Below are 14,352 nucleotides of genomic sequence, written 5' to 3'. Positions count from 1 at the left end.
CGCCGGTCCCGGGCCTCGCGGAGGGCGGACGCGGACGACTTCGCCGGCGCGCCCGGCCTCCTCGTCGGCCCTCCCGCACGCCCGGGAGCACAACGTCGAGCTCACGAGGAGCGAGCTATGCACGGCAACCCCGTACCCACCCCCATCGGCGCCACCGTCCTCGGCTACCCCCGCATCGGTGCGCGCCGGGAACTCAAACGCGCCGTCGAAAGCTACTGGGCAGGCCGAATCGACGCCGGCGCCCTGCAGGAAACCGCCAGGGACCTGCGCGCGCAGACCTGGGCCGAACTCCGTGACGGCGGGCTCGACTCCATCCCCGGCAACACCTTCTCCTTCTACGACCAGGTACTCGACACGGCCACGCTCTTCGACGCCGTACCGGACCGATACCGCGCCCTCGAACTGTCCGAACTGGACACCTACTTCGCCATGGCGCGCGGACGGGACGGCGTCGAACCGCTCGAACTGACGAAGTGGTTCGACACCAACTACCACTACCTGGTGCCCGAGATCTCGCCCGGCACCCGCTTCCGCCTCGCCGGCGACAAGCCCGTGGCCGAGTATCGGGAAGCCGCCGCCCTCGGGGTGCGCACCCGGCCGGTACTCCTCGGCCCGGTGACATTCCTGCTGCTGGCCAAGCGCGCCGCCGGCGCCCCCGCGGGCTTCCGGCCGCTCGACACGATCGACCAGCTCGTCGAACGCTACGCCGAACTGCTCGCCAGGCTGGCCGACGAGGGCGCGGACTGGGTGCAGCTCGACGAACCGGCGTTCGCCGCCGACCGCACCGACGAGGAACTCGCCACCCTCGGCCGCGTCTACGACCGGCTCACCGGGCTGCCGTCCCGGCCCCGCCTGCTCGTCACCGGCTACTACGGCGAACTCGGCGCGGCCCTGCCGGTGCTCGCCCGCACCGGCATCGAAGCGCTCGGCGTCGACCTCGTGGCCGGTGCCTCCGCCGCCGGCCAACTCGCCGAGACCGGCGGACTGCTCGACAAGATCCTCGTCCTCGGCGTCGTCGACGGACGCAACGTGTGGCGCACCGACCTGCGTGCGGCCCTGCGCGCGTGTACCGCGCTGACCGAAGTGGGCCGGGAACTCGCCGTGTCGTCCTCCTGTTCGCTGCTGCACGTCCCCTACGACCTCGACGCCGAGACCGACCTGCCCGGCGAGGTGCGCGCCCGGCTCGCCTTCGCACGGCAGAAGGTGGCCGAGATCGTGCTGCTGCGACGCGCCCTGACCGAAGGGGAGGCCGCGCTCGACGCCCACGGCGACACCACCCTGCCCGCCCCCGGCCGCGACGAGACCGTCCGCTCCCGCGTCGGCGCACTGAACCACGCCGACTACGACCGCGGCGCCTACCCGGACCGTGCACAGGCACAGCGCGACACGCTCGACCTGCCCGCCTTCCCCACCACGACCATCGGATCCTTCCCGCAGACCGGGGAGATCCGCCGCGCCCGCGCCGACCTGCGCGCCGGACGGATCGACGCCACCGCCTACGAATCGGCGATGCGCTCGGAGATCTCGGCCGTCGTCGCACGGCAGGAGGACTACGGGCTCGACGTGCTGGTACACGGCGAACCCGAACGCAACGACATGGTGCAGTACTTCGCCGAACAACTCGACGGCTTCGCCGCCACCGAGTTCGGCTGGGTCCAGTCCTACGGCTCCCGCTGCGTCCGCCCGCCGATCCTGCACGGCGACGTCTCCCGGCCCGCACCCATCACCGTCGAGTGGAGCCGCTACGCTCAGTCGCTCACCGAACGCCCCGTCAAGGGCATGCTGACCGGGCCGGTGACGATCCTCGCCTGGTCGTTCGTCCGCGACGACCAGCCACTGGGCGACACCGCGACGCAGGTCGCCCTGGCGTTGCGTGACGAGGTCGCCGACCTGGAACGCGCCGGCATCCGGATCGTGCAGGTGGACGAACCGGCGCTGCGCGAACTGCTGCCGCTGCGGCAACGTGACCGCGCGTCCTATGTGGACTGGTCGGTGGCGGCGTTCCGGCTGGCCACGGCCGGAGCCGCCGACGCGACCCAGGTGCACACGCACCTGTGCTACTCCGAGTTCGCCGACGTCATCCAGGCGATCGACGGCCTCGACGCCGACGTCACCACCATCGAGGCCGCACGTTCCCGGATGGAGGTCCTCGCCGACCTGCGGGAAGCCGGATTCGCGCGGGGCGTCGGCCCCGGCGTCTACGACATCCACTCACCACTCGTGCCCAGCACCGCCGACATCGCCGAACTGCTCCAGTCCGCGGCCGGAGCCGTCCCCGCCGACCGGCTGTGGGTCAACCCCGACTGCGGCCTGAAGACACGGGGCTACGGGGAGGTCGAACCGGCGTTGCGTTCGCTGGTCGCCGCCGCACGCTCGCTGCGCGAACAGCACGGCTGACGAGGCGGCGCGGTTCGCCGCCGCACCCCACCGGGGTGCGCGGCGAACCGCGCTACCCTTCGACGGTGATCGAACATCTGGGCATCCCGACCGAGGCAGGCACGTTCGACGCGATCGCCGCCGGGCCCGTCGACGGCAGGCCGGTGCTGCTGCTGCACGGTTTCCCGCAGGCCGCCGTGGCGTGGGAACACACCGTCGCCACCCTCGGCGCGCACGGATTCCGCGCCGTGGCACCGGATCAGCGCGGCTACTCGCCCGGCGTCCGCCCGGAACGTGCCGCCGAGTACGGCATCGACAGCCTCGTCGGCGACGTGCTCGCCATGGCGGACGCGCAGGGTTGGGCGCGCTTCGACCTGGTCGGCCACGACTGGGGCGGCGCGGTGGCGTGGTGGGCGGCGGCCGAGCACCCCGCCCGCCTCCGCACGCTCGGCGTCGTCTCCACCCCGCACCCCGGTGCGCTCGGCGAAGCCCTGCACGACGACGAGGACCAGCAGCTCCGTTCCGCGTACATGACCGAATGGCGATCCACCGGGACCGAGAAGCGCATGCTGGAGAACGACTCCGCCGCACTGCGGCGCATGTACGAATGGAAGGTGCCGCCGAGCAAGGTCGAGGAGTACGTACGCAGGCTCACCGAACCGGGCGCACTGACGGCCGCGCTGAACTGGTACCGCGCGGGCAGGCCCGGCGGGAAGATCGGCACCGTCGAGGTGCCCACCATGTACGTGTGGAGCAGTGAGGACGTGGCCTTCGGCTCCACCGCGGCACTGGCGACCGAGAACTGGGTCACCGGGCCGTACCGGTTCCACCTGATCGAGGACGTGACGCACTGGGTGCCCGAGGAGGTTCCGGAGGTGCTCACCGCCATGGTGCTCGAACACCTGCGCGCCCACTGAGGACCGCCCGCACGCCGGCGGCGATCAGCGGACGTCGGCACCGAGCGCGCGGGCGAGGGCGACGGCCTGTTCGGCGTCGATGATCGCCCCGGCCACACCGGTGCGCAAGGGGTCCAGGTCGCCGAGGTCGCTGCCGCGCAGGTCCGCGCCGGCGAACCGGACGCCGTCGAGCTGTGCACCCGACAGGTCGCACCCGGTCAGCGCCGCCTTCGTGCAGTTCGCGTCCGTCAGGTCCGTCTCGCGCAACCGCACGTCCTGGAACGAGCCGCCACGCAGGTCCGCCTCGCGCAGGATGGTCAGTGACCAGTCCCCGCCGAGCACCCGCACCGGACGCAACTCGCAGTCCGCGAACTCGCTGCCGACCAGCTTGCAGCCGGTGAATTCGGCGTCGAAAAGATTGCACGCCGTGAAGACACACCCGGTGAACGCCGACTCGACGTGCTCGGAGGCGTTGAACCGCACCCGCGTGAAACGGCAGTCGGAGAAGACCGCGCCCCTGCTGGAGCACTCGGTCAGATCGATATCGTCGAAGACGCACCGCACGTACGTCCGGGCGCCGAGATTCTCGGCGTACCAGTCGGTACGGCGGTACGTCGCGTCCTCGACCGTGTCCACTCGGGACCGGGTCAGCTCACGACCCAGCCGTGGTCCCGTGCCACGATCACCAGACGCTGCCGGATCTGCACGATCTGGGCGGCGGTGAGCGAGGGGACGCCGTCGAGCAGCACCTCGGTCAACTCGTGCTGGTACTCGTCGGTGTCCAGCACGTCGCCGGGTTCGTCGCCGTCACGCGCCGGACGTGCCGGGCGCGCCGGTGCCCGGGAACCACCACGCGGATCGTCCAGCACCCGCACCGAGGTGGCCTTCAGGCCGCGGTTGCCGTCCTCGACGTCGAACGAGACGCGGGCACCGGGGCGCACGCTGTTCTTGTCGTCGAGCAGATCGTTGGCGTGGACGAACACGTCCTCCCCGCCGTCGTCGGGTGCGATGAAACCGAACCCGCGCGTGTCATCGAACCGCAGAACCTCACCCGTAGTCACCAGGAATCCACCTTCGCCTCGCCGTGAGCGCCACCACCGGCGCCCGCACGCACCATATATAACGCCGGGCGGAGGGTTCACCCCCGCTCACACGACCGGTGCTTCTCAGCCGCGCAGTGCGGCCACGTCCAGCGGCAGCCGTTCGCCCAGCGCGCGCTCTCCGGCGCCGGTCAACCGCACCGCCCGGCCGCTGCCGGCGCGTACCGTCCATCCGCGCGCCAGCAGCGTCTCGCACAGCCGGGCACCCGCGGCACCGGCCAGGTGCGAACGTCGTTCCGTCCAGTCCAGACAGTCCCGCGCCACCGGCCGCCGGGTGGCCCGCAACGACGTCGGATCGACCCCCAGATCCGTTGCGTACCAATCGATTCCGGCCGCGGTCAGGGACAGGCCCGCGCTCCTGTCCAGAAATCCGGCCGTGGTCATCGCCTCGGTGATCGTGACACCCAGCCTGCCGGCGAGGTGGTCGTAACAAGTGCGTCCACGGGCGAGCGCGGCCGCGACGGTGGACGCCCGCAGCGACCGTCCGCGTCCGGGAACCGGACCGAGCCGCGCGACCAGGTCCTCCAGCAACTCGGCCACATCCGGGCCGGCGAGCTGGACGTAGCGGTGCCTGCCCTGCCTGCGCTGCACCAGCAAACCGGCCTCGGTGAGCCGGTCGAGGTGGGAGGTGGTCGTCGGTGCCCCGACGCCCGCGTACGCGGCCAGTTCCCCCGCCGTCCACGCCCGGCCGTCCAGCAGCGCCAGGCACAACGTGGCCCTTGTCCGGTCGGCGAGCAGCCCGGCGAAGGCGGCCAGCCGTTCGCCACTCGCGTCTCCCGTCGTCCGGCCACCAGGCATACGCCTCATTGTGCATCCGGAACGCTTCGCCGGCCGTCGAAGCGTTCCGGCCATACGGTCGGGTCATGACAGTCACGGAACAGAGCGTCGCCGGCCAGGCCGCGCGGGCGGTACTGGACGACCCGCGATCCCAGGTCCCGCCGGCCCCGACCGGCATGGAATGGCTGCGTGCCTGCGTTTCCCGGTTCGCCGGAGGCGGGACGCATGCCCGCCGCCGTGCGCTCGCCGTCGCCGAGCTCGCCGCCGTCGAGCCGGCGTCGCTGCGCGTGGCCGCGGCCGCGGAGACGTGCCGCGACCTCGCCGTACGTGTGCTCGCCGACGCGCTCGGGCTGCCCGGAGTGTCCACCGAGGACGTCCGGCTGATCGCGTCGGTCTACCACCCGGGCAGCGGCGGAGGGCCCGCCCAGGACGCCGCCGTCGCCCGCCTCGTCGCCGCCTGCGGAGGGGCGCCCGACGAGCGGACGGCCGCCCGGATCTGCCTGCTCGTCCAGGCATGCGACGCGACGGCGGCGCTGATCGCCTCCACCCGGGAGCGTGCCGGGGACGCGGGCGATGCGGACGCGGTGCTGGCCGCCGTCCTGCACGACGATCCACCGGTCCGGCACACCCGCCGCGTCACGGCCGGGGGAGCGTCCGTCCGGGTGGAACTCGGCACCGTCGACGGGGTGTCCACGGCATTCGGCTCCGGGCCCCGGGCCTGCCCAGGGAAGGAACACGCGCTCGCCATCGCCGCCGGCGCCCTCGACGCGGCGCGTGCGCGATGACCGCGGAACGCTTCCACGCGCTGCACCACGGATCCGCACCGCTGCTGCTGCCGAACGCATGGGACCAGGTCACCGCCACCGCTCTCCTCGACGCCGGTTTCCTCGCCGTCGGGACCACCAGTCTCGGCGTCGCGCTGGCAGCGGGTCTGCCCGACGCCGAGGGTCTCGCCCGCGAGGCCACTCTGGCTCTCGCCCGCGGGCTCGTCCGCCTGCCGTGTCCGGTCAGCGTGGACATCGAGGGCGGGTTCAGCGAGGACCCCGCCGAGGTCGCGGCCCTGTGCGCGGAACTCGCCGACCTCGGCGTGGCAGGGGTGAACCTGGAGGACGGCCGTTCCGGGGGCACGCTCGTCCCCGTGGACCGGCAGGAGCGGGTGCTCGAGGCCGTGCGGCGGGCGGCACCTCGGCTGTTCCTCAACGCCCGCACCGACACCTGCTGGCTCGGCGTCGAACCGGAGTCCACTTCGGACCGTCTGCGGGCCTACGCCGGGGCGGGCGCCGATGGCGTTTTCGTTCCGGGACTGTCCGGCGACGCTCGGATCGCCGAGATCGTGGACGCCGTGGACGTGCCGGTGAACCTGCTCTACCGGCCGGGCGCCGGCACCGTGGAACGGCTGGGCGAACTCGGTGTACGGAGAGTCAGCACCGGCTCCCTGCTGTTCCGCGCCTCGCTCGGGGCGACCGTCGCCACCGCGCTCGCCGTCCGCGCGGGAGCGGAGCCACCGCTGACCCCGCCCAGCTACGCCGAGGCGCAGGCCCTGATCCCCGGCGGCTGACCCAGCGCCTGACACGGGGTGCCGTACCGCCCGACTCGGGGTGCCCAGGCGCGTGACACGGGGTGCCGTACCGCCCGACACGGGTGCCGGGGTGGGTCAGGACGGTGGGGTGAGGGACACGATCTCGGCGGAGACCTCGCCGCCCGGGGTGCGGTAGGTGACCGTGTCTCCCGCGGACCGTCCGGCGATCGCCTTGCCCGCGGGACTGTCCGCGGTCACGGTGGGAACGCCGTCCTCGGCCTCCTCGGCGATCGCGATGACGCGCAGCTTCTCCGTGTCGCCGTCGTCGTAGCGCAGCTCCACCACCGTGCCGGGGGCGAGCCCGTCCTGGCCGACCGAAGGCGCCTTGCCGGTCAGCAGATCGCTGATCTCCGTGGCGCGCCGGTCGAGCCAGGCGGCGTTCTCCGCCCGCTCGAGCACGTCCGCCTGGTCGGCGGCGTCACCCATCGACTCCTCGCTCAGCCTCGGCGCGAGCGCGTCCCGTTGCTGCTGCACCTGGGCGAGCTCCTGCTCCAGCCTGGTGCGGGCGGACTCGCTCAAACCACTCGTGGACGTCATGGCAGCCATTGTCCAGCGGAGTCCGCCCGCTCGCCAGCGCTCGCGTCAGCCTTTCCCGAAACCGGCGCGCCGCAGCGCGTCCGCCATGGCCCCGCCGTCGCCCGAACCGCCGCCCTGACCGCCGCCCTGACCGCCCTGGACTCCACCGCCCTTGCGCTGCCCGCCGCCCCGCTGCCCGCCGCCGCGCTGACCGTCACCGCGCTGGCCGCCGCCGCGCGGACCGCCCTGCGGACCGCCCTGCGGACCGCCCTGGCCGCGCCGTCCGCCGCCCCGGGAGGTGTTCTCGCCGCCCTCGCCGTTCGCCTTCACCTCGTCGTCGAGGCGCAGCGTGAGCGAGATGCGCTTGCGGTCGACGTCGACGCCGAGAACCTTGACCTTCACCACGTCGCCCGGCTTGACGACCTCGCGCGGGTCCGAGACGTAGTCGTACGACATCGCCGAGACGTGCACGAGACCGTCCTGGTGCACGCCGACGTCGACGAACGCGCCGAAGGCGGCGACGTTGGTGACCACGCCCTCCAGCCGCATGCCGGGCTTGAGGTCGGTGACCTTCTCGACGCCGTCGGCGAAGGTCGCGGTGGTGAACTCGGGCCGCGGGTCGCGGCCCGGCTTCTCCAGTTCGGTCAGGATGTCGGTGACCGTCGGCAGGCCGAAGGTGTCGTCGACGAAGTCGGTCGGCTTCAGGTCGCGCAGCGCCCTGGCGTTGCCCAGCAGGGACTTGGTGTCCACACCGGCCGCCCGCACGATCCGCCGCACCACCGGGTACGCCTCCGGGTGCACGCTGGACGCGTCGAGCGGATCGTCACCGTTGATCCGCAGGAAGCCCGCGCACTGCTCGAACGCCTTCGGGCCGAGCCGCGCGACCTCCTTCAGCGCGGTACGGGTGCGGAACGGGCCGTTGTCGTCCCGGTGCAGCACGATGTTCTCGGCCAGCCCCGAGCCGATCCCGGAGACGCGGGTGAGCAGGGGAGCGGACGCGGTGTTCACGTCCACGCCGACCGCGTTCACGCAGTCCTCGACGACGGCGTCGAGCGAACGGGACAGCTTGAACTCCGCGAGGTCGTGCTGGTACTGGCCGACGCCGATGGACTTCGGGTCGATCTTCACCAGCTCCGCCAGCGGGTCCTGCAGCCGCCGCGCGATCGACACGGCGCCGCGCAGCGAGACGTCCAGCTCGGGCAGTTCCTGGGAGGCGAACGCCGAGGCCGAGTACACCGAGGCGCCCGCCTCGGAGACCATCACCTTCGTCAGCTTCAGCTCGGGGCGCAGCTTCACCAGTTCCGCGGCGAGCTTGTCGGTCTCCCGGGACGCCGTGCCGTTGCCGATCGCGATGAGCTGCACGTCGTGCGCGCGGGCCAGCCGCTCGATGCTGACCAGGGCCTCGTCCCAGCGGCCCTGCGGCTTGTGCGGGTAGATGGTGTCGGTGGCGACGACCTTGCCGGTCGCGTCGACGACGGCGACCTTCACCCCGGTGCGGTAACCGGGATCGAGGCCCATCGTGGCGCGCGTCCCGGCGGGCGCGGCGAGCAGCAGGTCCCGCAGGTTCGAGGCGAACACGCGCACCGCCTCGTCCTCCGCGCCCTGCCGGAGCTGCATCCGGACGTCGATGCCGAGGTGCAGCAGGATCTTCGTGCGCCACGCCCAGCGCACCGTGTCGCCCAGCCACCTGTCGGCGGGCCTGCCGTGGTCGGCGATGCCGAAGCGGGCGGCGATCCGCGTCTCGTACTCGGTCGGGCCCTGCGCGGCGGCCGAGTCCTCGGGCGGGGCGGGCAGCGGCTCGACGGTCAGGTCGAGCACCTCCTCCTTCTCCCCGCGGAACATCGCCAGCACCCGGTGCGAGGGCAGCTTCGGGAAGGGCTCGTCGAACTCGAAGTAGTCGGCGAACTTCGTGCCCTCGGTCTCCTTGCCCGCGCGCACCTTCGACGCGAGCCTGCCCTTCTTCCACATGGTCTCGCGCAGTTCACCGATCAGGTCGGCGTCCTCGGCGAAGCGTTCGACCAGGATCGCCCTGGCCCCGGTGAGCGCGGCCTCGGCGTCGGCGACCGCCAGGTCACCTTCGGCCCCGGGGTTGACGAACGCGGCGGCGGCCGCCTTCGGCTCCACGGACGGGTCGCCGAGCAGGCCGTCGGCGAGCGGTTCCAGCCCTGCCTCGCGGGCGATCTGCGCCTTCGTCCGCCGCTTCTGCTTGAACGGCAGGTAGATGTCCTCGAGGCGGGCCTTCGAGTCGGCGGCCCTGATCCGGGCCTCAAGTGCGTCGTCGAGCTTGCCCTGTTCGCGGATGGACTCCAGGATCGCGGTGCGCCGCTCGTCCAGTTCACGCAGGTAGCGCAGGCGTTCCTCCAGCGCGCGGAGCTGGGCGTCGTCGAGTGTGCCGGTCACTTCCTTGCGGTAGCGGGCGATGAACGGCACCGTCGACCCGCCGTCCAGCAACTCCACCGCGGCGCGTACCTGACCCTCGCGTACGCCGAGTTCCTCGGCGATGCGCTGGTTCACCGACTGTGCGACCGACACCGTCAACCACCCTCCGTCCGCGTCCCGCCACCCCTGGTGGGACGCCGCGTTCCACACTGTTCCCCCGCCGCGCAGGGCTCGTTCCGGAATGCGCATTCTCCCTGGCCGCGCCGGGCCGCGGACTCCGGGTATGTGGTGCATCATCGGGACATGACGGGCCACGGAGAAACGCCAGGTAACTCCCACGACCTCAAGCCGCGCAGCCGTGAGGTCACCGACGGCCTGGAACGGGCGGCGGCACGGGGGATGCTGCGCGCGGTCGGCATGGGCGACGAGGACTTCGCCAAGCCGCAGATCGGCATCGCGTCCTCGTGGAACGAGATCACCCCGTGCAACCTGTCCCTGCAGCGTCTCGCGCAGGCGAGCAAGCAGGGGGTCGCGGCGGGCGGCGGCTTCGGCATGGAGTTCGGCACCATCTCCGTTTCGGACGGCATCTCCATGGGCCACGAGGGCATGCATTTCTCGCTGGTCTCCCGGGAGGTGATCGCGGACTCCGTGGAAACGGTCATGCAGGCCGAGCGCCTGGACGGCTCGATCCTGCTGGCCGGCTGCGACAAGAGCCTGCCCGGCATGCTGATGGCCGCCGCGCGCCTGGACGTGGCCTCGGTGTTCCTCTACGCGGGCTCGATCATGCCGGGCACCGTCGACGGCCGCGAGGTGACGATCATCGATGCCTTCGAGGCCGTCGGGGCGTGCGCCCGCGGACTGATCTCCCGTGAGCAGGTGGACAAGATCGAACGCGCGATCTGTCCCGGCGAGGGCGCCTGCGGCGGCATGTACACGGCCAACACGATGGCCTGCGCCGCCGAGGCGCTGGGCATGTCGCTGCCCGGTTCGGCCAGCCCGCCCTCGGCCGACCGCCGCCGCGACGGCTACGCCCGTGCCAGTGGCGAGGCGGTGATCGGCTTGCTGCGCAAGGGAATCACCGCGCGCGACATCCTGACCCGCGAGGCGTTCGAGAACGCGATCGCCGTCGTGATGGCACTGGGCGGCTCCACGAACGCGGTCCTGCACCTGCTGGCGATCGCGCACGAGGCGGAGGTGGAGCTGACCCTGGACGACTTCACCCGGATCGGCGAGCGGGTGCCGCACCTCGCCGACGTGAAACCGTTCGGCAGGCACGTGATGACCGCCGTCGACCGCGTCGGCGGCGTGCCGGTGGTGCTGAAAGCGTTGCTGGACGCCGGTTTGCTGCACGGCGACTGTCTCACCGTCACCGGTCGCACCCTCGCCGAGAACCTCGACGAACTGGCACCGCCCGGGCTGGACGGTGAGGTGGTGCGCACGCTGGCCGACCCCATCCACCCGACGGGCGGGATCACCATCCTGCACGGCTCGCTCGCCCCGGAGGGGGCCGTGGTGAAGAGCGCGGGCTTCGACTCCACCCGCTTCGAGGGAACCGCCCGGGTCTTCGACGGGGAGCAGGCGGCGATGGACGCGCTGTCCTCGCTGCGGCAGGGGGACGTCGTGGTGATCCGCTACGAGGGACCGCGTGGCGGTCCGGGGATGCGGGAGATGCTGGCGGTCACCGGGGCGATCAAGGGCGCGGGCCTCGGCAAGGACGTCCTGCTGCTCACCGACGGCCGCTTCTCCGGTGGCACCACGGGCCTGTGCATCGGTCACGTGGCGCCGGAGGCCGCCCACGGCGGCCCGATCGCGTTCGTCCGCGACGGCGACCGGATCGTCCTGGACATGGAGGCGAGCACCCTCGACGTGCTCGTCGACGAGGCGGAATTGCGGCGCAGGGCGGACGGCTGGACGCCGCCCGAGCTCACCCGCCGCACCGGGGTGCTGAGCAAGTACGCCCGGCTGGTGGGTTCGGCCGCTCAGGGCGCGGTCTGCTCCTGACCGCCGCCGGGCGTGACCTGGAGGAAATAGGGCCGGTCGGATCTTGCTCACTGTGGTGACGGTTTGACAGAGTGCACCATGCACCATGACGGCGCACGTGCAGATGCGTCGTGCAGGGGCATGAGCCAACGGGGGAGGGCAGGCGTGGAGCACGAGGTGTCGCGGCAGGTCGAGGCCGCGGCCGGCGTCGTCTGGCAGGTGATGATCGACGTCGAACGCTGGCCGGAGTGGACCGACTCGGTCACCGCGGTACGGCGTCTGGACGACGGCCCGTTCGGTCTCGGTTCCCAGGTGCGGATCAAGCAGCCCGGCCTGCCCGCCACCGTCTGGCGGGTCACCGACTTCCAGCGGCACAAGTCGTTCACCTGGTTCACCCACAGCCCCGGGGTGCGCACCTTCGGCTTCCACCGGCTGGTCGCCGAGTCGGACGGCGGGGTCACCGTCCGGCTCGGGATCGAGCAACGTGGCCTACTGGCGCCACTCGCCGGGATGTTCCTCACCGGCCTGACGCGCAGGCACGTCGAGACCGAGGCGCGATCACTCAAACGCCGCTGCGAACGACGCTGACCACGAACGCCCCGGCGGGTCAGGCCGAACGCTCGGCCGCGCCGATGCGGGGGAAGGGCGCGGTGGAGAAGATGACCTCCACCGCGACCTCGAAGTACTCCGCGATCCGCAGCGCCAGGTGCAGGCTGGGGCTGTACTCGCCACGTTCCAGGTAACCGATCGTCTGGTAGTGCACTCCCAGCGCTTCGGCGAGCTGCCGCCGCGAGATGCCCCGCTCGGAGCGGAGCATCGCGATGCGGTTGTAGATCGCCTCACCCGACACGTTGCAGGGCCTTCTCGCGGCGCGCCGCCACGCTCGAACCGGACTCCCGCCGTGCCATCCTGCGCAGCACCATCGGTGCCAGCGTCAGTCCGACGATCGCCCAGACACCCAGCACGCCCAGGGTCTCCAGGTGCCGCCAGGACTCGCCGATCTCGATCATCACGGCCTGGTCGGGCAGCATCGCCGAGCGCATACCGAGGCCGAGCCAGTAGATCGGCAGGATCTGCGCCACGATCTGCAGCCACTCCGGCAGCGAGGAGAGCGGGAAGAAGATGCCCGAGACTCCCACCAGCCCCATCAGCGGCAGCATGATCAGCCCCAGCGAGCGTGGACTCTTCATCAGCGAACCGATCACCGCGCCGATCGGCAGGGTGGCGACCAGGCCGAGCAACGTCACCCAGGCGAAGGTCAGCCAGGAGCCGACGCTGTTCAGCGCCAGACCGTCGAACAGGATCACCCCCGGGATGAGGATGATCAGGACACCGATCAGCGTGATGCCCGAGACGGTGACGATCTTGCCGATCAGGTACCCGGACATGCCGTTCGGCACGGCCTTCGCCCGCAGCAGCGTGCCGTCCTCGCGTTCCACCGTCAGCAACTGCGCCAGGTAGGTCAGGCCGGTGAAGCCGATGTTCATGCCCAGCACGCTCGGCAGGGCGAAACTCGCGACGTTCAGCGGTACGCCCTCGAACTGGTTGTCCCGCAGGAAAAGCATCACGACGATCATGATCGCCGGCCAGAAGAACTGACCGAACAGGTCCTGACCGTTGGTGAACGTCTGACGCAGTTCGATCATGCCCCGCCGGAATCCCGGACGCAGGGCCGTCATGGTGGAGTTCATCCGCCGACCTCCTCGAACTCGCGCGCGGCGGCCTCGGTGTCGCCGGCCTCGTGCTGCTGCACCATCGCCATGTACGTGTCCTCCAGGCTGGCGCGCCGGACCTCCAGATCCTCGATACCGTCGCCGTGCTGGGCGAACAGCTCCCGGACGAACGGTGTGGCCTCGGTGGTGGTGTGCACGAACCGCTGCCCGTCCCGGGCCCAGCGCACCTCGGCGCCGGTGGACATCTTCCGGGAGAGCTCGTCCGCCGAACCGTCGGCGATGATCCGCCCGCCGGCGAGGATCAGGATCCGATCGGCCAGCTTCTCCGCCTCGTCGAGGTCGTGCGTCGTGAGCAGGATCGTGGTGCGCTCGTCGGCGAGACGGTGCACCAGATCGTGGAACTCCCGGCGTGCCTCCGGGTCGAAGCCGACCGTCGGCTCGTCCAGGAACAGCACCTCCGGCCTGCCGACGATGCCGATCGCCACGTCGAGCCGCCTGCGCTGACCGCCGGACAGGCTCATCACCTTCTTGTTCGCGTGCGCGGTCAGCCCCACCGCGGCGACCAGTTCGTCGGCGTCCCACGGTCGCGGCGACTGCTCGGTGGCGTAGGGCGTGTAGAAGGTGCCGAGGTGGTGCAGCAGTTCGCGCACCCGCCACTTGGCGTGGTCGCGCCACGACTGCAGCACCACGCCGAGTCCGGCCCGCCACTCCTCCCCGCCCTGCGCCGGATCGGTCCCGAGTACCCGTGCCTCGCCTGCCGAGCGCATCCGGAATCCTTCGAGGATCTCGATCGTCGTCGTTTTGCCCGCGCCGTTCGGCCCCAGCAGGGCCAGGATCTCGCCCCGTCGTGCGGTGAAGCTGACCCCGTTGAGCACGTCGTTGGTGCCGTACCGCATGCGGAGATCGTTGACGTCGATCACCGGGCCGTCCGTCGACGGGCTCCCGGACGTCGCGGCCGGACCGCTCCTGCCGTCGGCGTCTGCCGTATGGACCGTCATGTGTCACCCCCATCTTCGATGTGCTGCCGAATGTAGCAATTGTGCTACATCGTGCCGCAGGGATACATCAAAGAGGAC

Annotated in this window: 14 protein-coding genes; 6 read left to right on the top strand and 8 right to left on the bottom strand. The window is 71.6% G+C overall.

The window, feature by feature from the left end:
* Window positions 1-117: 117 nt before the first annotated feature.
* Both metE and CFN78_RS17125 read left to right on the top strand, forming a co-directional pair.
* Window positions 118-2,397 carry a 5-methyltetrahydropteroyltriglutamate--homocysteine S-methyltransferase gene (gene metE, locus CFN78_RS17130; RefSeq protein WP_094863832.1) on the top strand — a complete coding sequence of 760 codons (2,280 nt, stop codon included), beginning with the start codon at window positions 118-120 and terminating at the stop codon, window positions 2,395-2,397.
* Between the two features lie 65 nt (window positions 2,398-2,462).
* Complete coding sequence (locus CFN78_RS17125) at window positions 2,463-3,293, top strand: alpha/beta fold hydrolase (protein WP_094863987.1); 831 nt, start codon at window positions 2,463-2,465, stop codon at window positions 3,291-3,293.
* Window positions 3,294-3,317: 24 nt separating this feature from the next.
* Here CFN78_RS17125 and CFN78_RS17120 read toward each other — a convergent pair whose 3' ends face one another.
* The 3 genes from CFN78_RS17120 to CFN78_RS17110 form a co-directional block, all read right to left on the bottom strand.
* Entirely contained in the window at window positions 3,318-3,908 is a 591-nt protein-coding gene (locus CFN78_RS17120) for a pentapeptide repeat-containing protein (RefSeq protein WP_240519510.1), read from the bottom strand.
* Between the two features lie 11 nt (window positions 3,909-3,919).
* The gene (locus CFN78_RS17115) at window positions 3,920-4,333 is read right to left on the bottom strand and encodes a cold-shock protein (RefSeq protein ID WP_094863830.1); all 414 of its coding nucleotides are present in this window, start codon (window positions 4,331-4,333) and stop codon (window positions 3,920-3,922) included.
* Window positions 4,334-4,438: 105 nt separating this feature from the next.
* On the bottom strand, window positions 4,439-5,170 hold the full coding sequence (locus tag CFN78_RS17110) for an ArsR/SmtB family transcription factor (RefSeq protein ID WP_094863829.1): 732 nt from the start codon (window positions 5,168-5,170) through the stop codon (window positions 4,439-4,441).
* A gap of 65 nt (window positions 5,171-5,235) precedes the next feature.
* Between CFN78_RS17110 and CFN78_RS17105 the strand changes: the two genes are divergently transcribed.
* Together CFN78_RS17105 and CFN78_RS17100 are read left to right on the top strand one after the other, a co-directional pair.
* Entirely contained in the window at window positions 5,236-5,934 is a 699-nt protein-coding gene (locus tag CFN78_RS17105; RefSeq protein WP_240519509.1) for a hypothetical protein, read from the top strand.
* The gene (locus CFN78_RS17100) at window positions 5,931-6,707 is read left to right on the top strand and encodes an isocitrate lyase/PEP mutase family protein (protein WP_094863828.1); all 777 of its coding nucleotides are present in this window, start codon (window positions 5,931-5,933) and stop codon (window positions 6,705-6,707) included. Before CFN78_RS17105 ends, CFN78_RS17100 begins: the two co-directional genes overlap by 4 nt.
* Window positions 6,708-6,803: 96 nt before the next feature.
* On the opposite strand, the gene CFN78_RS17095 is transcribed toward CFN78_RS17100, so the two are convergent.
* The gene (locus CFN78_RS17095; protein WP_094863827.1) at window positions 6,804-7,265 is read right to left on the bottom strand and encodes a GreA/GreB family elongation factor; all 462 of its coding nucleotides are present in this window, start codon (window positions 7,263-7,265) and stop codon (window positions 6,804-6,806) included.
* A gap of 45 nt (window positions 7,266-7,310) precedes the next feature.
* Window positions 7,311-9,776 (bottom strand): Tex family protein, encoded by a 2,466-nt coding sequence (locus CFN78_RS17090; RefSeq protein ID WP_420807897.1) that lies wholly within the window; start codon window positions 9,774-9,776, stop codon window positions 7,311-7,313.
* A 150-nt stretch (window positions 9,777-9,926) separates the two neighbouring features.
* On the opposite strand from CFN78_RS17090, the gene ilvD reads away from it, so the two are divergent.
* Together ilvD and CFN78_RS17080 are read left to right on the top strand one after the other, a co-directional pair.
* Window positions 9,927-11,624 (top strand): dihydroxy-acid dehydratase, encoded by a 1,698-nt coding sequence (gene ilvD, locus CFN78_RS17085; protein WP_094863825.1) that lies wholly within the window; start codon window positions 9,927-9,929, stop codon window positions 11,622-11,624.
* A gap of 120 nt (window positions 11,625-11,744) precedes the next feature.
* Window positions 11,745-12,191, top strand: coding sequence for an SRPBCC family protein (locus CFN78_RS17080; protein ID WP_094863824.1), 447 nt, complete (start codon window positions 11,745-11,747; stop codon window positions 12,189-12,191).
* A gap of 19 nt (window positions 12,192-12,210) precedes the next feature.
* On the opposite strand, the gene CFN78_RS17075 is transcribed toward CFN78_RS17080, so the two are convergent.
* From CFN78_RS17075 to CFN78_RS17065, 3 genes are read right to left on the bottom strand one after another with little or no spacing between them, the layout of a single operon-like run.
* Window positions 12,211-12,420, bottom strand: a complete 210-nt coding sequence (locus CFN78_RS17075; RefSeq protein ID WP_094863985.1) for a helix-turn-helix transcriptional regulator — start codon at window positions 12,418-12,420, stop codon at window positions 12,211-12,213.
* A gap of 22 nt (window positions 12,421-12,442) precedes the next feature.
* Complete coding sequence (locus tag CFN78_RS17070; RefSeq protein ID WP_094863823.1) at window positions 12,443-13,294, bottom strand: ABC transporter permease; 852 nt, start codon at window positions 13,292-13,294, stop codon at window positions 12,443-12,445.
* Window positions 13,291-14,172, bottom strand: a complete 882-nt coding sequence (locus tag CFN78_RS17065; RefSeq protein ID WP_205660552.1) for an ABC transporter ATP-binding protein — start codon at window positions 14,170-14,172, stop codon at window positions 13,291-13,293. The genes CFN78_RS17070 and CFN78_RS17065 overlap by 4 nt, the downstream gene beginning before the upstream one ends.
* Window positions 14,173-14,352: the final 180 nt, after the last annotated feature.

This window comes from Amycolatopsis antarctica (assembly GCF_002262875.1).
GTDB lineage: Bacteria > Actinomycetota > Actinomycetes > Mycobacteriales > Pseudonocardiaceae > Amycolatopsis > Amycolatopsis antarctica.
This window is presented reverse-complemented; position numbering and strand designations above follow the sequence as displayed.